Origin of the sequence: Rhizobium sp. 57MFTsu3.2 (assembly GCF_012932765.1) — a bacterium.
GTDB lineage: Bacteria > Pseudomonadota > Alphaproteobacteria > Rhizobiales > Rhizobiaceae > Rhizobium > Rhizobium altiplani.
The window spans coordinates 89,778-107,581 of record NZ_JDWI01000003.1; the positions used below are offsets into that span (position 1 = coordinate 89,778).

Here is a 17,804-nt window from a genome sequence, read left to right on the forward strand (position 1 = left end):
TTGCTGATTATTGTTTATGTAAGTATTGATTGTATTTGTAGCTGGTTTATGATGTTCGGCGGGGCTGGGGACTCACACATGCCGAAATGTCATCTATCTTTGCTGATATTGGCAATTCCGCTCAGCGGATGTTCCATCTTTGCGCCTGTTTACAACGAGGCCGTCTATACGAAGCTTGACGGCGCACATTCGAGCCTGACGAAAATCGATATTACATCGAAGCTCTCGCCATGGTGAAGGACGCGGGCGATATCGCAGGGCGGCGCACGGCTTATCTCCAGGGCAAACCATCTGCGCGCGCCGCACAGCTCGTGGCCGACAACATCGAACGCTGCCGGCAGGCGATCGAAGCATCCCGAGCGAAGTTCGAGGCCAAGGGTCAGCGGGCCAACGAAACGGACAATATTACGATCGTTCAGAACACCTGAGGCATAGCCAGAACGATGGAGGGGTCATTGAAATAGGGGGGACAGCCATGTCTGTTGACGCGAATTTCGCACCGGAATCTGCCGAAGAACTGCTTGAAGGCCTGCTGTCCGTCGCTGCCGCGACGGCAAAGGGCCAATGGACCGCCATTCGCGACGAGATGACCTACCAGCTGGGTTTCATCGCGCAGAAGACCGCCAAGGTCATGGCGCAGCTTGCGGCGAGACGATCACCGCCAAGTCTGCTGACCTGACGCTGCATCTTCTCGAACTCAATCTCAACAGCGCGTGGCCGAGTTCGAATTCCTCCTTTATGTCGCCGCGCAGAAGATCCTGAACGCCGTTTTCGATCTCGTGAAGATGGCCGTCAAGAACGTGACCGGCGTCGGTCTGCTGTTCTAACAGTTCAGAGTGGGCGCAAGTCCCGCGCGAAACGTTGCCAGTTGCCGACATATTTTTCGGCTGAGCGGCGTAACCCGGCGATCGCCGCCTCGTCCAGGGTGCGGACCACGCGCGCCGGCGAGCCGACGATCAAGGAGTTATCCGGAAACTCCTTGCCCTCGGTGATCAGCGCATTTGCGGCGACGAGGCAGTTGTTGCCGATCTTGGCGCCATTCAGCACCGTGGCACCCATGCCGATTAGGGAATTGTCGCCGATCGTGCAGCCGTGGACGATGGCGTGATGACCGATGGTGCAGCCTTCGCCGATCGTTACGGGAAATCCCGGATCGGTGTGCAGCATCGCGCCTTCCTGGATGTTCGTCGCCGCGCCGACGGTGATCGGCTCGTTATCGCCGCGCAGCACTGCACCGAACCAGACGCCGACGTCGACGCCAAGTAACACCTGACCAATGACATGGGCATCCGGGGCGATCCAATAGTTGCCTGATGGCGGCAGGTCCGGCATCAATTCGCCAAGCGCGTAGACAGGCATGACGTCTCCCCTCAGGCCACGTTGATCGACAGCGTGGAAATGCCGTCGATGCCGCAATCGACACGGTCGCCCTTCTTTACGGCGCCGACGCCTGCCGGCGTACCGGTCATGATGACATCGCCCGGCGCCAGGATGAAGAGTCTCGAGAGTTCGGCAATGATCTCAGGCACCTTCCAGATCATCTGGTTGAGGTCGCCATCCTGGACGCGCTTGCCGTTCAATTCCAACCAGATACGGCCCGCCGAGGGATGCCCAAATTGGCTTGCCGGGACGATAGGCGACACCGGTGCTGAATATTCGAAGGCCTTGGCGACTTCCCAGGGGCGGCCGAGCTTCTTCGCCTCGGCCTGTAGATCGCGACGTGTGAAATCGATGCCGACGGCGTAGCCATAAATGCAGTCGAGCGCCTTGTCGGCGGCGATATCCTGGCCGCCGGCTTTTAGCGCCAGCACACACTCGACCTCGAAATGCACATCGCTGGACAGCGGCGGGTAGGGGAAGTCCTTGCCTGCGGGCAGCAGATTGTCGGCGTTCTTCTGGAAAAAGAACGGCGGCTCGCGGCTCGGGTCATGGCCCATCTCGATCGCATGGTCGGCGTAGTTACGCCCGACGCAGTAAACGCGGCGTACCGGGAACGCCTCGGCTGTGCCTTCGACGGGAAGCAGGACGGGATGCGGAAGCGGGATGACGGTGGCGGGAAGGGACATTGCACGCTCTTGCTGTTCGTGAGTCCTGACATCTTAGACGGAAAGCAACGGCGGGGGAACGCGTGGTTCGACAACGCAGCATCATCATCGCCTTGCATCCTGACATGGCTGCCTTGCGTGAGGAAAACTGGCGTTTTGCCTGCCTTTACGCTATGAGCGCGGCATGACGACATCCAATTTCTACGCCGAGGCCCTGACGTCGGGCCAGCCGATCTTCGCGATTGCGCCGATGATCGACTGGACCGATCGCCATTGCCGCTATTTTCACCGGCAGATCAGCCGCAATGCGCTGCTCTACACGGAAATGGTGGTGGCCGATGCGATCATCCATGGGCCGCGCGAACGGCTGCTGTCCTTCGACGAAGCGGAGCATCCGGTGGCGCTGCAGCTCGGTGGGTCGGATCCGGCGAAACTTGCCGAGGCGGTTCGGATCGCTGGCCCTTACGGCTACGACGAGATCAATCTCAATGTCGGCTGCCCCTCGGACCGGGTGCAGTCAGGCACCTTCGGCGCTTGCCTGATGCTGACACCGGAGACGGTGGCTGCCTGCGTGGCGGCGATGAAGGCGGTGGCCGACGTGCCTGTCACGGTGAAGTGCCGGATTGGTGTCGACGAGCAGGATCCGGAAGCGGCTCTGCCCGATCTTCTCGATCGTGTGCTCGATGCCGGTGCCGACGCCGTCTGGATCCACGCCCGAAAGGCCTGGCTGAAGGGCCTGTCGCCGAAGGAGAATCGGGAAATCCCGCCGCTCGACTACGAGATCGTCTACCGCACGAAAGAGGCGCGGCCCGATGTCTTTATCGGCATCAACGGCGGCATCCAGACGCTGGACGAGGCGGCTGATCATTTGAACCACGTCGACGGCATCATGCTCGGGCGTGCGGCCTACCAGAACGCCGCGATTCTTGCCGATGTCGACCATCGCTTCTATGGCGCGGTTGCCGACGAAGCTGACTGGGGCGATATCCGCGGCCGGATGATGGCTTATGCCGAGCGCCATATCGCCAACGGCGGGCGGCTGCAGCAGGTGGCGCGGCACATGGTCGGGCTGTTTACGGGGCTGCCTGGCGCGCGGCGCTACCGACAGATTCTCTCGACCGACGCGGTCAAGGTGGGAGCAGGCCCCGAGGTGATCGCAGCCGCCTTTGCGGCGGTGGATTTCGAGGGCGCGCGGGAAACGGTCAGCGCCTAGGGCGACGCTACGACCGGCCAAACGAAAAACGGCGCCCCTTGCGGAGCGCCGTTCTCTTTCCTGCCGAAGCAGAGAATGAATTAGTTAGCCGAGATGTTCACGGCCTTCGGGCCCTTGCCCATGCGGTCCGGCTCGGTGTCGAAGGTGACCTGCTGGCCTTCGCGCAGCGACTGGATGCCAGAAGCCTGGAGCGCGGAGATGTGGACGAAAACGTCCTTCGCGCCGCCTTCCGGCGTGATGAAACCAAAACCCTTGTCCTGGTTGAAGAATTTTACGGTGCCCTTGGTGGCCATTGGGATAGTCCTTTTCCCTTAGTCTGTTTGGTATCCATCCCCCGCGAGAGGAAACGGACGGCTTTAGCTTTCGCGCTCCCTCATCAAAATTCAGCGCGCGAAGGGTCAGTCGAGTAGTTCACGAACGGGGAAAGAACGTCTACGTACGCGGGTGTCCCCCACGCTGCCTTCCTGCCGGAAAGCTTTACCACATCAGTCCAGTCACCGGCATGCAAATGCCCGAGAGCCGCATTTGGTGACAGCATTCGAAGCAAAAGGCAAGCGGCAATATTGTGGCACCAGAATCGCCGGAGCGGGAATCGCCAAAGATTCAGACGCTTGACGAATTGTAAGCATTCACAGCCACTGCTGTGCCGTTTCCGGAAACTGTGCCGGAACGGCACCCCCGCGCGCCTTTGCCCCCTCGGCCGTGACCGCCTCGAGCGCGCAATCCTAGCGGGCAGCCGCGCTGGCGAGCTTGTGCTGCACGATGTCGGCGCTGCCGCGCACATGCGACACGACGGGCTTGCCGCTGGCATCGGTGACGGCATAGGCGACAATGGTGACGTCTTCCTCGAAGGAGGAAACGTAGATGACCTGCTCGGGGTTGATATAGATCGTGTTGTTGTGGGTGTTCCTGAAGCCGACGAAGGCCATGCAATGTCTCCTTATGCGCTGCCGGGGCAAGGTATGCCACCCAGGGGTTGAAGCAAGTTTAACGGGCGGCGCTGCCGAAGAGGATGCCTTGCAGTCCGGTGCGAGATCGTCCGACACGAGCACGCGCCGCCGTACCGCTCCGGCGGTCATCGCCGGAAACGTGTTTTCCAGCTCCACGCGGCGGGCGCTTGGCCGGCCCTGATCCTGTCGATCGCGTCGAGGCCGCCATGGGCGCGATGGCCGGGCGGCAGGGCGTGGCGGACGATCTTGGTCACCGCATAGTGATACTCGGGCGGCTTGTCGATCAGCAGCCGGTAGAGATTGCCGAAATGGCCGGACTGCGCCGCCTCGTAGACGCTGGCGGCGAAATCGAAGAACTCGTCATGCGCCTTCCGCTCGTCCTCGGTCAGCATGGTGTAGCAGAGCGGCAGCCTGTTGTGGGTGAAGACGAGCACGCAGGATCGCGTGCGGCGGCAGTTGCGCACGCCGCAGACCCTCGCTGGCAGGCCGAGCATCTCGGCGGTGCGCAGGCGCAGCCTCAGCGTGCCGTAGTCGCCGATCCGGCGTTCCCATTCGCTCATCGTCGCTTCGTCCGTTTTCCCTGCGGATCCCATCATGTCTGCGCCTCCGTCTCTCCTTCGCCGGTGCGCCGGCGGCGGCGCGCGGCATTGCCTTCACGCGGCTGGTTTCGCCCGTGGTTTGATCCTGGCATCGGTTTGCCGGCCCGTGCGGGCGACAGGGTTCGGACGGGGTGCTCGAAAGAGCCTCATCTGAAAAGTGTAAAATGGCGCTGTCGAGCGCCCCGTTCGGCGGTTTATGCCGTCAACTCCGGTCCCTCTGCCGCCTTGCCCGAGGAAGCTTCACTGCTCCTGGGGGCCATGTGTGCCACACAGGCACGTCCGGGGCTCAACTCGACGCCGCATTCGCGCGATCGCCGCCGTCCCCGGAGGGAGACCATTTTCTGCGGACCCGGTGCATGAGGTTTTGCGTCCGACCCTCACACCCGCGCCGGTCCCGCCTCGCCGCAACGCCTTGCGGTGTATCCGTGACGGGACGAGAGGGATGATGGCATGTGTTGGGAGGGGTGGGGATGAATTTCGAGTAGAATTTCACCTAACGTGTAAAAGGAAAGAAAGTAGGCCCATCAAATCATGCGCATAAATTTGCTCACATGCGCTGATCTCCGCACTTCTCAATGCGGGCCTCTATTGCGGAGGCCCGCTCGTGTGCCGATAGGACCGGCTAACGGACCTTGCTGAACTCGGCTATAATATCATCCACGTTGATCTCGCTCAGCTTACTAAATAGTAATTCTGGAGATATTACATCAATATGATCCGCTCCCAAACGTTGGACCAGCGGAGGCTGGAGTTTTCCGGCTTGTGTCAGGGGGGCGGGCTGGTTGCGCCTCCCGGATTCATCAGTGCGATCGGGACCTTGTTGCCGATCGCACCATGTGGCCGAACCATCACTTCCAGGTCGCCGTGTTCCCGTCATGCATGATCCTTGTGGTTGAAAAAGTCAAACACACCACCAGAGATAAAACCAGGTTTTGCACAGCCTGCATTAGAACTGCTTTGGAGAAATATTACCACGTGAGGACCCCGGATCAGGTCCGGGGTGACGGGTAAGTTGGCGACGAGTGCCGCGCGGATGAGGTGGTGTTGTGGGCACGAGTTCAGGGGCCGTGCAGGAAATGGGCGATGTCCTCCCAGTCGGGGTTCATTGTCTCGATGAGGTCGAGTTTCCATTTGCGCGGCCAGTTCTTGATGGTCTTTTCGCGAGCGATCGCATCGGTGACGAGGTCGTATTCCTAGACGAGCGTCTTGACGCCGTAGCGGCTGGTGAAGCCCGGGGTGAGGTTGGTCTGATGCTCGAAGAGGCGGCGCGGCAGGTTGGATGTCACGCCCGTGTAGAGCGTGCCGTTGCGCTGCGAAGTCAGGATGTAGACGTAGCCCTTCATGAGCGGATGATGCGTGTTCCTGAGATAGAATGCAATCAGCGATGGCCGTCATGCCGGACTTGATCCGGCACCCAGCGGCGCGATGTCCATCGCGCGGAGATTGCTGTTGTTTGCTGATTCATTCACCGCGCGGACGCGCGGTTGCTGGATCTCCGATCAAGTCCGGGATGACGGGGAGTGTGGGTGGTGGCGCGACAGAGGGAATGGTCTGGCCGAGGCGATCACTGCCCAGGCCGCCCCGTCTTGCCCTTCGTGCGCCCCTTGCGCTTCTGGTCCACCGGATCCTCATAACTCCCCACGCCCGCCTTGCCGCGCACAAGCGGCCTGACGTCGTCGCGCTCCGGCTGGCCTTCCAGCAGCGGTGAGAAGCGCTTCGTGCCCTTGGCGGCGTCGGGCTTGTCCGGCAGGTGGCCGGCGACCGGCTTTTCGGTGCGGCCGACGGTCATTTCGTCGAGGCTGTTGCGGCGGAAGAGGCTCTTGCCAGCGGGGTCGGCGACGTCGCGGCCCATATCGTCGAGATCGGGTTTGCGGAAGAGCGGGGTTTCGGTGTCGGTGCCGGGGCCCATGTCGTCGAGGCCGGGCTTGGCGAAGAGCGAGCCGCCGCCTGCGGCCGGCTTGCCGCTCTTCTTGCCGCTGCCTTCCTGCGAGCGGGCTTCCTCGCGTGCCATCGGGTCGTCCATGACCGCGAGTTCGGCGGCCTTGAGGCGCTTGATCTCGTCGCGCAGGCGGGCGGCCTTCTCGAAGTCGAGGTCCGCGGCGGCGTCGCGCATCTGCTTTTCCAGCGCGTTGAGATGGGTCTGCAGGTTGCCGCCGACGAGGTTGCCGCCATCGGCAAAGCCCTTGCCCGAGGCGCCCGATATGTCGGCGCGGACGTGGTCGCGTTCGTAAACCGAGTCGAGGATGTCCGAGATCTTCGCCTTGACGCTCTCCGGCGTGATGCCGTGTTCCTCGTTGTAGGCCACCTGCTTTTCGCGGCGCCGCGCGGTCTCGTCCATGGCGCGCTGCATCGAGCCGGTGATGTTGTCGGCATAGAGGATGACCTTGCCGTCGACGTTACGCGCGGCGCGGCCGATCGTCTGGATCAGCGAGGTCTCGGAGCGCAGGAAGCCTTCCTTGTCGGCATCGAGGATGGCGACGAAGCCGCATTCGGGAATGTCGAGGCCTTCGCGCAGGAGGTTGATGCCGACGAGCACGTCGAAGGCGCCGAGGCGGAGGTCGCGGATGATCTCGATGCGCTCCAGCGTGTCGATGTCACTGTGCATGTAGCGGACGCGGACGCCCTGTTCGTGCAGGTATTCGGTTAGGTCCTCGGCCATGCGCTTGGTCAGCACGGTGCAGAGGGTGCGGTAGCCCTTGGCCGCGGTCTCGCGGATTTCGCCGAGCACGTCGTCGACCTGGCTGCGGGCGGAGCGGACCTCGACGGGAGGGTCGATCAGGCCGGTCGGGCGGATGACCTGCTCGGCGAAGACGCCGCCTGACTGGTCCATCTCCCAGCCGCCGGGGGTGGCCGAGACGGCGATCGTGTCGGGGCGCATGGCGTCCCATTCCTCGAAGCGCAAGGGACGGTTGTCCATGCAGGAGGGCAGGCGGAAGCCGTATTCGGCGAGCGTCGCCTTGCGGCGGAAGTCGCCCCGGTACATTCCGCCGATCTGCGGGATGGTGACGTGGCTTTCGTCGATGAAGACGATGGCGTTGTCGGGGACGTATTCGAACAGCGTCGGCGGCGGGTCGCCGGGGTCACGGCCAGTGAGGTAGCGCGAATAATTCTCGATACCCTGGCAGGAGCCTGTCGCTTCCAGCATTTCGATATCGTAGCGGGTGCGCTGTTCCAGGCGCTGGGCTTCCAAGAGACGGCCGGCCTTCTCGAGTTCGACGAGACGGAGCTTCAGCTCCTCCTTGATCGACTTGATGGCGGCGTTCAGCGTAGGGCGCGGGGTGACGTAGTGCGAGTTGGCGTAGATCTTCACCGATTTCAGGTCGCCGGTCTTGGCGCCGGTCAGCGGGTCGAACTCGGTGATGGCGTCGATCTCGTCGCCGAACATGGAGATGCGCCAGGCCGCATCTTCCAGGTGGGCCGGGAAGATTTCGATGGTGTCGCCGCGGACGCGGAAGGAGCCGCGCTGGAAATCCATGTCGCGGCGCTTGTATTGCTGGGCGACGAGGTCGGCGAGCAGCTGGCGCTGGTCGAGGCGGTCGCCGACGTTCATCTGGAAGGTCATGGCGGTATAGGTTTCGACCGAGCCGATACCGTAGATGCAGGAGACCGAGGCGACGATGATGCAGTCGTCGCGCTCGAGCAGCGAGCGCGTCGCCGAGTGGCGCATGCGGTCGATCTGCTCGTTGATCGAGGATTCCTTCTCGATATAGGTGTCGGAGCGCGGGACGTAGGCTTCCGGCTGGTAGTAGTCGTAGTAGGAGACAAAGTACTCGACCGCGTTGTCGGGGAAGAAGTTCTTGAACTCGGAATAGAGCTGCGCGGCGAGCGTCTTGTTCGGCGCCAGGATCAGGGCCGGGCGCTGGGTTTCCTCGATCACCTTGGCCATGGTGAAGGTCTTGCCGGAGCCGGTGACGCCGAGCAGGACCTGGCTGCGGTCGCCATTGCCGAGGCCCTCGACGAGGTCCTTGATGGCAGTCGGCTGGTCGCCGGCGGGCTGATATTCGCTGTTCATGCGGATCGAGATGCCGCCTTCGGACTTGTCCGGCCGGGCGGGGCGGTGCGGCGTCCAGATCTTGCCGTTCTTGTGCAGCGGGTTGCCGCTCTCGATCAGCGCCGACAAAGCCTCGACAGTGGCGGTGACGGCGGTGCCGGCCTGCAATGAGGCGGCTTCCTCCAGCGTCGTGTCCATGCCCGCCACCGGATTGAGGCCGGCGGCCGCACGGGTCTTCGGATCGGTCGAGCCGCCCATCGACGTGCCGCGCGCCGACTTCGAGGCGGCGATTTCGACCTTCTTGCGGTGCTTTCCGGCCTTCGAGGCGATCTGGCGTTGCGTCTCGACACTTGACGCCTCGGCATCGGCCTCCAGCTGCTTCACCCAGTCGGCAACGGAACCGGACAGGGGAGCGCCCTCGAAGGACGACTGCGGAGCTTCCTCGAAGCCAACAGGGGCGGCGGATTTCTTCGGAGTTTTGGCCATGGGCGGAATATGGCGAGAGTCACCGCGAAAGTGAAGGGGCAAAGAGTACTGATGGGGGAGCGACGCGTGACGTGGCGGGGGTGCCGCGTCCAGGCGGCGTTGAAGCCACCCGGTCCTGATCATCGTCGTTACGGCTGCTTGCGGATATCAGGTCGGCGTCATCCGCGTGCCGGCTGAAAGAGCTCAACGGAATTTCCGGAGGGATCAATCAGCAGGATCTGCGACCCGCCCGGTCCGGTGACGATCTCGTTGCGGAACTGGACGCCGGCGCCGCGCAGGCGCGCCACTTCCGCCGACAGATCGTCGACGATCAGATGGATGCGGTTCCAACCGCCGGGGCGGGGCAGTTCGCCGTCCGGCATCGGCCGTCCCGCGGAACTGGTCGGTCCGCTGAGCAGCAGCCGCAGCGCTCCACGCCGCACATCCGCGAAGGCGGGAGCGTAATTCGTCAGAACGGAAAAGCCGAGATGCGTCGTGTACCAGGCGATGGCTGCCTCGACATCATCGACCATGTAGCGGACATTGACTGTGGTTTCCGCCATGTCCTCCTCCCGATGTTGGGCGGCCAACGGTGGCGCCGGTCGCCGTCACGCGTAACCGCCAATTGTCTCACCAGGAAAAGTGTCGCGGCCCGGAGAAAAGGGAAGCCCGTCGCGGCAGATGATGTGCGCCTCATTTGCGTGCGGGCTGTATAGTGGCTGAAAAGCTTGGGCGCCTGGGACGTCGGGTGCGAACACGCACTCGGTCTCGCTCTTGCGGCTCACCCCTGCCACGGGCACAGGGGTGAGGAGTGTTCGATGCGTAAACGGGAACCGACCGGCTAGGGGAGGCTGCGAATGAAGGCCAGCGACGGCATGAAGAAGTATTCGCCGCCCTTCATGGTCACTGCCTGCGGCGGTGCGGTCGTGGTGGTCATCGTCGAGTCGCCCCATTGCGCCGGACAATCGATATCGGGGCGCGGGTTGGGGCTCTGGCCGATCACCAGGTTGAGACCGGGGCTGCCGGCGCCTGCGGGCACCAACAGGGCCCGGCCGCCGGCCGGGTCGGTGAATTTCAGGAACAGGACGGTCAGGAATTCGCGGGTGTGCGCCTTGACGATGTTCGGTTGGAGCTCGTCGAGCATCACCGCTGCGTCTCCTGCCGCGTTCTCCCACGAGAGCGGCTGGGTAAGATCAAAAGGCATGGCTTCTCTCCACAGGGCTTGTCGGCCTAGGATGTCAATGCGCATGGCGGTAACTGTTCAGACCGACGATTGATCTACTGTTGTCTTCAATATGTCTGAGGTCCCAGGCTATCGTTCTTTCGCAAGCGGTATCATCGCCGCCAGACAGCTGACGGGCGTTTTGCCGGTATCGATCTATTTATGCTTACTTATCTTGGTTGCGCTATTGCAACCTGTATATGTATTTCACGAATTACCTTTTGTCGCGATAACTATTTATAACTAGAGGCTTGGCGGAAATTTCCGTACCGAAATTGGGGCGTTCGCTTTGTGGTAAACGCTCCGGTTGTATCCGCGTGCATCAACTGGCGGCGTTTGCTGTTGAGGTGCGGATGGAACGAGAGTGATTGCAGGACGCCTCGTCATCGGCTTCAGGTCACTTCGCCCAGTCGACGACGCCCGACAGGATAGCGCCTTACAGGTTCGATTTTATCTCAGACGGTTGTCGGCACGTCGCATGGGCGATCGTCCTTGGAGTGTAAGAGACGTTTGAAAGCCGGGTGGCGTTTTGAGGCCGTCCGGATTCAAGCGTCTGACGCGGACAGTACTAGGCGACACCTTGTAGATTGGAACGACACCTTGGAGATTGGAAGCATGGCGCTCAAGCGGATGGATAATGTGGGAATCGTCGTCGAAGACCTCGGAGAGACGATTGAATTCTTTCGCGAGCTCGGCCTCGAGCTCGAAGGGCGGGCCACGATCGAGGGAGAATGGGCCGGACGTGTCACTGGACTGGCCCATCAGCGTGTCGAGATTGCCATGATGCGCACACCCGATGGACACAGCCGGCTTGAGCTCTCCCGCTTCCTTGCGCCTGATGTCGTCGCAGATCACCGGAACGCCCCGGTCAACGCCCTAGGCTACCTCCGCGTCATGTTCGCCGTGGACGACATCGACGAGACGCTTGAAAGGCTCCGCAGGCGCGGCGCGCAACTCGTGGGCGAAGTCGTCCGGTACAAAGATATATATCAGCTCTGCTATATCAGGGGGCCTGAAGGGGTTCTCATCGGGCTCGCCCAAGAACTCAGCTGAGCGCAATACGAAGACAAGACTAATGTCAGCGAGCGAGTCCGAGGCAGGCCCAGTGTTCGAGATCCATCCCGCCATGGCCGGCCGCGTTCTCGCCAAGAGCAATTAAGTCGTCAATACCGGCCGGCTCGCTCGAGAAAGCCGCCGTCAGCAGCCTAAACGGCCACAAAGGAGAACAGGCATGAGGAAGATCATCACTGGTGCATTCGTCAGTCTCGACGGCATCATGCAGGCGCCGGGCGGTCCGGACGAGGACCCGATCGGCGACTTCAGGTATGGCGGCTGGGCCGCTCCCTATTTCGACGAGGCGATGGGCGAGACCGTGGGTGAGATGTTCGCCAATCCTTTCGATCTTTTGCTCGGCCGCAAGACCTACGACATCTTCGCCGCGCACTGGCCCTATGTCGCGGCCGACGACCCGATCGGTCCACTTTTCGATCGGGTCACCAAATATGTCGCGACCCGCAACCCGGACTTTGTGCCCAGCTGGCAGAACAGCCAGGTGCTCGGTGCCGATGTGGTCGGCGCGCTCAAGGCGTTGAAAGGCGGCGATGGACCGCACCTGTTGACACAAGGGTCAACCGACTTCCTGCAGACGCTTTTCAAGAACGACCTGGTCGACGAGCTGAATATTTCATTCTTTCCCGTCGTGCTCGGCAAGGGCAAGAAGCTGTTCGGTGACGGCGCCTTTCCGGGCAAACTGAAGCTCGTCAGCTCGCGGGTTTCGGGCTCCGGCGTTACTGCGAACAAGTATGTTCGTGACGGCGACATCGTCACCGGCTCGTTCGAATTCGAGCAGCCGACTACGGCCGAGCTCGAGCGACGCAAGAACCTGACCTGAGGCAATAGCCGGGTGGTGCGGCATAGGCTGGGCGAGGAGCGGCGGCAATGCATCGCTCTTCGTCTTCCATGCACGCCCTTTTCAAAGGTGAGCATGAAGGTTCAAGGATTCCAAAATGCGGCGTCGCGGCAGAAGTCCCTGAGGTTGGGATGCCGCGGCCGTTTTCCCTGCCAGTATCGCGCGTATTTTTCTGGCTCAATCCCGCGTCGTGTGCCAGATTTCCGGCAGCAAACCGTCGCCGCGGCAGACGTGGCGAATCTTGGGGAAGGGTGGCGCGTGGCGGCAATTCAGGTTCCGGGGCTACTGTCTTTCACGATTGCAATTCTGGTGTTCTTTGTTGGGGCAACTCTGAACCATCTTTTCCCCATTCTGACACGGTGGAGCATTCCGGAGGCGGTGACAGGCGGGATGCTTGCGGCGGCGGTGACGCTCCTCGCATACACGCTGTTCGACATCGAGATCAGCTTCGCGCTTCAGGCACGCGATCTGCTGCTTCTCTATTTCTTCACAGGTATCGGTCTCAACGCCCGGCTCACCGATCTTGCCGCCGGCGGCAGGCCTTTTCTGATCCTTCTGGTCATAACGGTCGCCTTCCTGATCATCCAGAATCTGACGTCCATTGGAACAAGCGCGGCGCTCGGCCTGCCCAGGGGCATCGACATTCTGCTCGGCTCGATTTCGCTCATTGGCGGACACGGCACAACGATCGCTTGGGCTCCAATCGTTTCGAGCCGCTTCGGGGTCACCAACGCCATGGAAGTCGGCATTGCCAGCGCAACGCTTGGCCTTGTCATCGCCAGCCTTATCGGCGGGCCGATCGCACAGCGACTGATCGCCCGATACCACCTGAGCGGAGCGGCGAACGAAGAGTTGACGATCGGGGTGTCGCATAAGTCGGCGCGTGAACATGACGATGAGGTCAGCGCGGTCAGCCTGTTGAGGACATTGTTCGTCACCAACATCGCGATCCTGACAGGATATGCCTTGGAGGAGGTGATCGAGGAGACCGGCTTCAAGCTCCCGCTTTTCGTCGTTTGCCTTCTGGTGGCCATCGTGATGACCAATGTCGTCCCGTTGGCGGCTCCACGCCTGCCATGGCCGACGCGGAGCCGTGCGCTGTCGCTGATATCCGATCTTTCGTTGAACGTGTTTCTCTCGATGTCGCTGATGAGCATGCAGCTCTGGGCCTTGAGCGGCCTAGGGCTCTCGCTCATCCTGGTGCTCGGGGCGCAGACGTGCGTGACCGTCATCTACATCCTTTTCGTCGTGTTCCCGGCGATGGGGCGGAACTACGACGCTGCAGTGATTTCCGCCGGCTTTGGCGGTATCGCGCTAGGCGCCACACCGACGGCTATCGCCAATATGACAGCGGTCACCAAGATTCACGGTGCCTCCAGCATGGCGTTCATCATTCTGCCGCTCGTTTCCGCCTTCTTCATCGACCTGATAAACGCGGCAGTCCTTGGCTATCTTGTCCAATAGGGACTGACGACGCAGCGCTGGTCCTCGGCGTCGTCAGGCATTCCGCGGATCGGGGCCTGCTGCTACACGATGACCGACATCAAGAAGGCGACGAATTCGGATTGCTTTGCGCCTGCTGCGTTCTTCTCCAGACGGGGGAATGTCCTCTCGCAGATCGTGTTGCCCTGGTTGCCGCCGAGGAGCGTTACCGTCGTGCTGGTCCAGGAGACCACGAAGCCGACATGGCCGTTTCCCGTTGCCCAGCTCGCGTCGGAGAAGGGGGCGTAGCGGCGAACCGCGATCGCGCCTGGTTGCGGGGCTTGAAGGACATGAAACTGCTTCTTCTTGTTCCAGAAGAAGGAGCGGGCGCTTGGATGGTCGGCGCCCATGTGCCCACTCGTGACAAGGCAGTAGTTGACGAAGGCGGCGCACCAATCGACTTCGTCGCAACCATCAACCTCGAACCATGGGCGCAGACCTTGAAATAGTTCAGGATGCGCGGATTCTCTCCGGGATCAGGCCATTGGCTGCGTTCATGTGCGGGAAGGGCAGCTTCCCGGCGAGCAATGGCCATCCAGTCCTGCGTGGCCGACGCCGCCGACGACGCCACGCCGATGGCCGCGCCTGCGCCGATCAGCGGCGCAGGCGGTCCGTTCGGCCTGATTGTGCCAGGTTTCCAGCCCTCGACGACCTGGATGAATTTCGCGATCTTGCGGAAGTCGTCCATCTTGAGGTCGGCGAGAACCGCCGTCAGCGCAATGCCGGTCTTGTCACGGATGAACTTGGCGTAGTCTTCGGATTGGTTCTCGTTCGGCGGCGCATAGCGGAAGATTGCCTGCCTGAGGGTGAGCTTGATGTAGGCGGTCGTTCTCAGCAGGGCGATGATCGCCGCCTTCCCGCTCTCCTCGTCGGGAAAGATCGCGAAGCTGCCGTCATCGCCGATGGCGCCGCAATTGATCGAGAAGTCGCCCTTGCGGATATTGCCGGCGTTGCAATTACGCCAGGAGCGCGAGCCGCCTTCGCGGATTTCGTCACGCCCGTTCGTGTCGGTATAAAGGATCGTTTTCGGCGCGATCGCGCGGGCGTGGACGAAGGGTCCATGCGCGCCTGCTGGCGCCGGGGCAGGGCTATCCATGTTGGCAATGTGCTCGGCATAGTCTCGCTGAGCTGGGCTCCGTCCGATGCGGAAGGCAAGGGCTCGTAGGTAACGGTATAGCTGCCATCGGCATTGGCGATCGAACCGACCTTCATTTTCGCCGTCGCGAGCGCCGCAAGCAGGCCAGCCAAACTGGATTTGTTGATATCTGTGATCGTGTCCATGGCGCGTCCCCTCCGGCGGACGTCTGGTGAGGCCATCCGGACCGGCGATGCGCGGCAGTGCCTTGCGTTGCAGCGTATCGGACTGTCAATCTGCGGATGCCTTCCCTATTAGGCGCACAGCTTTGGAGGAATTGACACCAATCAACATCAATCATGGATTGTGCTTTTGAGGCTGGCTGACGGGCATCGATTTCAGTTACCGGGCGTGCATGAGGCGACAAGATGGGGTAACCCCTTGCGGAGCAGAAAATTGGCGATACATGCTGCCGCCACCTTTAACTCCAGGAATCGACCATGCCTTTTGCCCTTAGCCCAACCGCCATCTGGCCGGTTGTCATGCTTTTCGCCTCAAATATCTTCATGACCTTCGCCTGGTACGGGCATCTCAAGCACAAAGGCGCGGCGCTCTATATCGCCATTGTCGTCAGCTGGGCGATCGCCTTCTTCGAATACTGCCTTGCCGTGCCTGCCAACCGTATCGGTTCGGCCGTCTATACGACGGCACAGCTGAAGACGATGCAGGAGGTGATCACGCTTATCGTCTTTTCCGGCTTCTCCGTCTTCTGGCTCGGCGAGAACCTGACGTGGAACCACGCCATTGGCTTCGCCCTGATCGCGATCGGCGCATCGTTCATCTTCCGCGCCTGAGGTCTGACTGGTGGCTTGCTGCACGCCAGGGGCCTAACGCTCCACGAACGCGCGCAGGCGCTCGAGCGCGTCGTCCCATTGCCGGGAGACGCTGTCGAGATACGCGCGCATCTCGCCGATCCGATCGGGTTGGAAGGCGTAATGGCTTTCCCGCCCGACCTTGGTGGAGCGGACGAGGCCGACCTGTTCCAGCACATGCAGGTGTTTCGTTATCGCCTGGCGGGTAAGCTCGGTGCCGGCGGAGAGGCCGGCGATCGAGCGCTCGCACCCGTCGCTGAGGGTTGTCAGCAGCGACAGGCGCGTCGGGTCTCCCAAGGCGGCAAACAGGGGGGCCGCATTGTCGCGGCGGAATTCAATGTTAGCGATCGAGGTATTCCTTGATGTTTTTCATTTGCTCGGCCCAGCCGCCGTCGTTCATCCGGAAGGCTTCCTCGCGGCGATGCGGCGGGACCTTGTCGAAACCTGACTCCGTCACCGTCAGGCGCGACCCTGACGGCGTCGGCTCCAGGCGGAATTCGACGAGGGTCGGCGGTTCGCCGGAATAGTCGACATCGGGATCGATAGCGTAGGGATGCCAGGTGAAAGAGAAGAGCTCGGGCTTCTCCATGCGTTTGACGGTCGCCTGCCAGCGGATGTGCTCGTAGCCGGGATAGGTTATGTGGCCGGTCGAATTCTCTCCCGGCACGAAGGGTCCGTCCAGCTGGACGCGGAACCATTCGCCGAACTCGCGGTGATCGGTGATGGCCTTCCAGACGCGTTCGACGGGCGCGTTCAGTTCGATGATCTTCTCGATGCGATCAGACATATCAGCAACCTCCTGGTTGCCTTTTTTAATCGCATATCCGCGACCAATTGGCAACCAAAAAGTTGCACATCATAATCCGAGGACATCGTAGATGCGGAAAATGAAGCTGATCTGATAGACGAGATTGAGCCAGACAAAAGCAGTGTGGAAGCGGCGGCTTCCGGTCCAGGCGGCAATACAGCAGAGTACGATGTAGACGACGTTGCGCGCCGGAAACTCCCAGCCGAGCGACTGGATGTGATCGGCTCCCTTGATCGCCGTATCGACGATGTCGACAGCATAGGTGATGGCGAGCGTGCCGAAAAACCACTTGCGGCGGGAGTAGAAATATTCCTCGTAGCCGCCGTACTCATCCAGCGAAGCGGGGAAGAGCAGGGCACACAACATGAAGAACAGCCCGCAGAAACAGATGAGAAACAAATAGACGCCGAAATGGAGCACCGGTACGGCCTGCAGCCGGTACTCCCACCACCAGATGTGGATGATGAAGAGGAACATGGAGGCCGCCCAGCCGAGATGCACGGCATAGGGCTTCGCCTTTCCGGGGTGTTGGATAATGCCGGCGATCCCGGTCAGCAGCCGCGCAAGGCTAAGCGAGATCACCATCCCCATCACGACCTTGATGTGGAGAAAGACCTCCGGCGAGGCGACCGTTTCCATGCCTACTCCGCGGGAACCGGCGTCGGCTGGCCGCTTTCGTCGAGGGCGACCATGATGAAGGTCGCGGCCGTCACCTTTTCCATGTTGTTGTATCGTGCGCGGGTCGCCCAGGCCTCGACCGACAGTGTGATCGACGTGCGGCCGACGCGTTCGATTGTCGTGAAGACTGACAGCGTATCGCCGATCTTCACCGGTAGGGCGAAGGCCATTTCCTTGACGGCAGCGGTGACGACGCGGCCCTTGGCGCGTTCGGATGCGGTGATGCCCGAGGCAAGGTCCATCTGTGCCATGACCCAGCCACCAAAAATGTCGCCGGCTGGATTGGCGTCGGCCGGCATGGCCACTGTGCGAAGGGTCAGCGCGCCATTCGGCTTGGCGTCGGTCATGAAAGGCTCCTGTTCAGTGATACGGGGACAACGATTCCGAGGGACCCTAGCGCAGATGCCTTTAAAGCGAAACGCGGCCTGGTCCGGTGGCGATGCGTACAACGCCGCAGACTGCTACCATAGTTCTATAAGATCTTACCTAGCGTGT

The 17,804-nt window shown here is 61.6% G+C and carries 21 protein-coding genes and 1 pseudogene; 8 read left to right on the forward strand and 14 right to left on the reverse strand.

Translation table 11 applies throughout. The annotated features are described in order from the left end of the window. Window positions 1–230 precede the first annotated feature (230 nt). Together AF71_RS04550 and AF71_RS04555 are read left to right on the forward strand one after the other, a co-directional pair. Window positions 231–428, forward strand: coding sequence for a hypothetical protein (locus AF71_RS04550; protein WP_018854748.1), 198 nt, complete (start codon window positions 231–233; stop codon window positions 426–428). 47 nt (window positions 429–475) lie between these two features. After that, on the forward strand, window positions 476–679 hold the full coding sequence (locus AF71_RS04555) for a hypothetical protein (RefSeq protein WP_018854749.1): 204 nt from the start codon (window positions 476–478) through the stop codon (window positions 677–679). A gap of 152 nt (window positions 680–831) precedes the next feature. Here AF71_RS04555 and AF71_RS04560 read toward each other — a convergent pair whose 3' ends face one another. Beyond that, on the reverse strand, window positions 832–1,359 hold the full coding sequence (locus AF71_RS04560) for a gamma carbonic anhydrase family protein (RefSeq protein WP_169680182.1): 528 nt from the start codon (window positions 1,357–1,359) through the stop codon (window positions 832–834). A gap of 11 nt (window positions 1,360–1,370) precedes the next feature. Next, window positions 1,371–2,066: a fumarylacetoacetate hydrolase family protein gene (locus AF71_RS04565; RefSeq protein WP_018854752.1), complete on the reverse strand. Its 696-nt coding sequence runs from the start codon at window positions 2,064–2,066 to the stop codon at window positions 1,371–1,373. Window positions 2,067–2,259: 193 nt separating this feature from the next. Here AF71_RS04565 and dusA point away from each other — a divergent pair, with 193 nt between their 5' ends. Next, window positions 2,260–3,258, forward strand: coding sequence for a tRNA dihydrouridine(20/20a) synthase DusA (gene dusA, locus AF71_RS04570; protein ID WP_210258155.1), 999 nt, complete (start codon window positions 2,260–2,262; stop codon window positions 3,256–3,258). 80 nt (window positions 3,259–3,338) lie between these two features. Here dusA and AF71_RS04575 read toward each other — a convergent pair whose 3' ends face one another. From AF71_RS04575 to AF71_RS31485, 7 genes and pseudogenes are all read right to left on the reverse strand, one after another. Beyond that, on the reverse strand, window positions 3,339–3,551 hold the full coding sequence (locus AF71_RS04575) for a cold-shock protein (protein ID WP_007533154.1): 213 nt from the start codon (window positions 3,549–3,551) through the stop codon (window positions 3,339–3,341). A 432-nt stretch (window positions 3,552–3,983) separates the two neighbouring features. After that, the gene (locus AF71_RS04580; protein ID WP_018116365.1) at window positions 3,984–4,187 is read right to left on the reverse strand and encodes a hypothetical protein; all 204 of its coding nucleotides are present in this window, start codon (window positions 4,185–4,187) and stop codon (window positions 3,984–3,986) included. A 146-nt stretch (window positions 4,188–4,333) separates the two neighbouring features. Next, complete coding sequence (locus tag AF71_RS04585; protein WP_169680186.1) at window positions 4,334–4,804, reverse strand: hypothetical protein; 471 nt, start codon at window positions 4,802–4,804, stop codon at window positions 4,334–4,336. A gap of 1,061 nt (window positions 4,805–5,865) precedes the next feature. Then, window positions 5,866–6,150, reverse strand: a pseudogene (locus AF71_RS04590) (GIY-YIG nuclease family protein). A gap of 221 nt (window positions 6,151–6,371) precedes the next feature. Next, entirely contained in the window at window positions 6,372–9,284 is a 2,913-nt protein-coding gene (gene uvrB, locus AF71_RS04595) for an excinuclease ABC subunit UvrB (RefSeq protein WP_169680188.1), read from the reverse strand. 158 nt (window positions 9,285–9,442) lie between these two features. After that, window positions 9,443–9,826 (reverse strand): VOC family protein, encoded by a 384-nt coding sequence (locus tag AF71_RS04600; RefSeq protein ID WP_018854757.1) that lies wholly within the window; start codon window positions 9,824–9,826, stop codon window positions 9,443–9,445. A 278-nt stretch (window positions 9,827–10,104) separates the two neighbouring features. Further along, on the reverse strand, window positions 10,105–10,467 hold the full coding sequence (locus AF71_RS31485; RefSeq protein ID WP_246733580.1) for a hypothetical protein: 363 nt from the start codon (window positions 10,465–10,467) through the stop codon (window positions 10,105–10,107). Window positions 10,468–11,100: 633 nt separating this feature from the next. On the opposite strand from AF71_RS31485, the gene AF71_RS04615 reads away from it, so the two are divergent. The 3 genes from AF71_RS04615 (at window position 11,101) to gltS (ending at window position 13,858) form a co-directional block, all read left to right on the forward strand. Next, window positions 11,101–11,538 (forward strand): VOC family protein, encoded by a 438-nt coding sequence (locus AF71_RS04615; RefSeq protein WP_169680190.1) that lies wholly within the window; start codon window positions 11,101–11,103, stop codon window positions 11,536–11,538. A gap of 178 nt (window positions 11,539–11,716) precedes the next feature. Next, entirely contained in the window at window positions 11,717–12,376 is a 660-nt protein-coding gene (locus tag AF71_RS04620; RefSeq protein ID WP_169680192.1) for a dihydrofolate reductase family protein, read from the forward strand. Between the two features lie 276 nt (window positions 12,377–12,652). Next, a complete protein-coding gene (gene gltS / locus AF71_RS04625; protein ID WP_169680194.1) occupies window positions 12,653–13,858 on the forward strand; it encodes a sodium/glutamate symporter in 1,206 nt (401 codons plus the stop codon). A gap of 62 nt (window positions 13,859–13,920) precedes the next feature. On the opposite strand, the gene AF71_RS31490 is transcribed toward gltS, so the two are convergent. Beyond that, on the reverse strand, window positions 13,921–14,226 hold the full coding sequence (locus AF71_RS31490) for a hypothetical protein (protein WP_246733581.1): 306 nt from the start codon (window positions 14,224–14,226) through the stop codon (window positions 13,921–13,923). A gap of 134 nt (window positions 14,227–14,360) precedes the next feature. On the opposite strand from AF71_RS31490, the gene AF71_RS31495 reads away from it, so the two are divergent. After that, window positions 14,361–15,041 carry a hypothetical protein gene (locus tag AF71_RS31495; protein ID WP_246733582.1) on the forward strand — a complete coding sequence of 227 codons (681 nt, stop codon included), beginning with the start codon at window positions 14,361–14,363 and terminating at the stop codon, window positions 15,039–15,041. A gap of 410 nt (window positions 15,042–15,451) precedes the next feature. Continuing rightward, complete coding sequence (locus AF71_RS04635) at window positions 15,452–15,805, forward strand: DMT family protein (RefSeq protein WP_018116323.1); 354 nt, start codon at window positions 15,452–15,454, stop codon at window positions 15,803–15,805. A 33-nt stretch (window positions 15,806–15,838) separates the two neighbouring features. On the opposite strand, the gene AF71_RS04640 is transcribed toward AF71_RS04635, so the two are convergent. The 4 genes from AF71_RS04640 to AF71_RS04655 form a co-directional block, all read right to left on the reverse strand. Continuing rightward, on the reverse strand, window positions 15,839–16,162 hold the full coding sequence (locus tag AF71_RS04640; protein WP_169680301.1) for a metalloregulator ArsR/SmtB family transcription factor: 324 nt from the start codon (window positions 16,160–16,162) through the stop codon (window positions 15,839–15,841). A 1-nt stretch (window position 16,163) separates the two neighbouring features. Further along, entirely contained in the window at window positions 16,164–16,610 is a 447-nt protein-coding gene (locus AF71_RS04645; RefSeq protein WP_018116196.1) for an SRPBCC family protein, read from the reverse strand. Between the two features lie 69 nt (window positions 16,611–16,679). Then, window positions 16,680–17,270, reverse strand: a complete 591-nt coding sequence (locus AF71_RS04650) for a hypothetical protein (RefSeq protein WP_018854765.1) — start codon at window positions 17,268–17,270, stop codon at window positions 16,680–16,682. 2 nt (window positions 17,271–17,272) lie between these two features. After that, entirely contained in the window at window positions 17,273–17,656 is a 384-nt protein-coding gene (locus AF71_RS04655) for an acyl-CoA thioesterase (protein WP_018854766.1), read from the reverse strand. Window positions 17,657–17,804 lie beyond the last annotated feature (148 nt).

Coding starts and splice junctions, on each gene's coding strand:
- AF71_RS04550 (WP_018854748.1), top strand. CDS start 231: ATGGTGAAGGACGCGGGCGATATCGCAGGGCGGCGCACGGCTTATCTC.
- AF71_RS04555 (WP_018854749.1), top strand. CDS start 476: ATGTCTGTTGACGCGAATTTCGCACCGGAATCTGCCGAAGAACTGCTT.
- AF71_RS04560 (WP_169680182.1), bottom strand. CDS start 1,359: ATGCCTGTCTACGCGCTTGGCGAATTGATGCCGGACCTGCCGCCATCA.
- AF71_RS04565 (WP_018854752.1), bottom strand. CDS start 2,066: ATGTCCCTTCCCGCCACCGTCATCCCGCTTCCGCATCCCGTCCTGCTT.
- AF71_RS04575 (WP_007533154.1), bottom strand. CDS start 3,551: ATGGCCACCAAGGGCACCGTAAAATTCTTCAACCAGGACAAGGGTTTT.
- AF71_RS04580 (WP_018116365.1), bottom strand. CDS start 4,187: ATGGCCTTCGTCGGCTTCAGGAACACCCACAACAACACGATCTATATC.
- AF71_RS04585 (WP_169680186.1), bottom strand. CDS start 4,804: ATGATGGGATCCGCAGGGAAAACGGACGAAGCGACGATGAGCGAATGG.
- uvrB (WP_169680188.1), bottom strand. CDS start 9,284: ATGGCCAAAACTCCGAAGAAATCCGCCGCCCCTGTTGGCTTCGAGGAA.
- AF71_RS04600 (WP_018854757.1), bottom strand. CDS start 9,826: ATGGCGGAAACCACAGTCAATGTCCGCTACATGGTCGATGATGTCGAG.
- AF71_RS31485 (WP_246733580.1), bottom strand. CDS start 10,467: ATGCCTTTTGATCTTACCCAGCCGCTCTCGTGGGAGAACGCGGCAGGA.
- AF71_RS04615 (WP_169680190.1), top strand. CDS start 11,101: ATGGCGCTCAAGCGGATGGATAATGTGGGAATCGTCGTCGAAGACCTC.
- AF71_RS04620 (WP_169680192.1), top strand. CDS start 11,717: ATGAGGAAGATCATCACTGGTGCATTCGTCAGTCTCGACGGCATCATG.
- AF71_RS31490 (WP_246733581.1), bottom strand. CDS start 14,226: ATGGGCGCCGACCATCCAAGCGCCCGCTCCTTCTTCTGGAACAAGAAG.
- AF71_RS04635 (WP_018116323.1), top strand. CDS start 15,452: ATGCCTTTTGCCCTTAGCCCAACCGCCATCTGGCCGGTTGTCATGCTT.
- AF71_RS04645 (WP_018116196.1), bottom strand. CDS start 16,610: ATGTCTGATCGCATCGAGAAGATCATCGAACTGAACGCGCCCGTCGAA.
- AF71_RS04650 (WP_018854765.1), bottom strand. CDS start 17,270: ATGGAAACGGTCGCCTCGCCGGAGGTCTTTCTCCACATCAAGGTCGTG.
- AF71_RS04655 (WP_018854766.1), bottom strand. CDS start 17,656: ATGACCGACGCCAAGCCGAATGGCGCGCTGACCCTTCGCACAGTGGCC.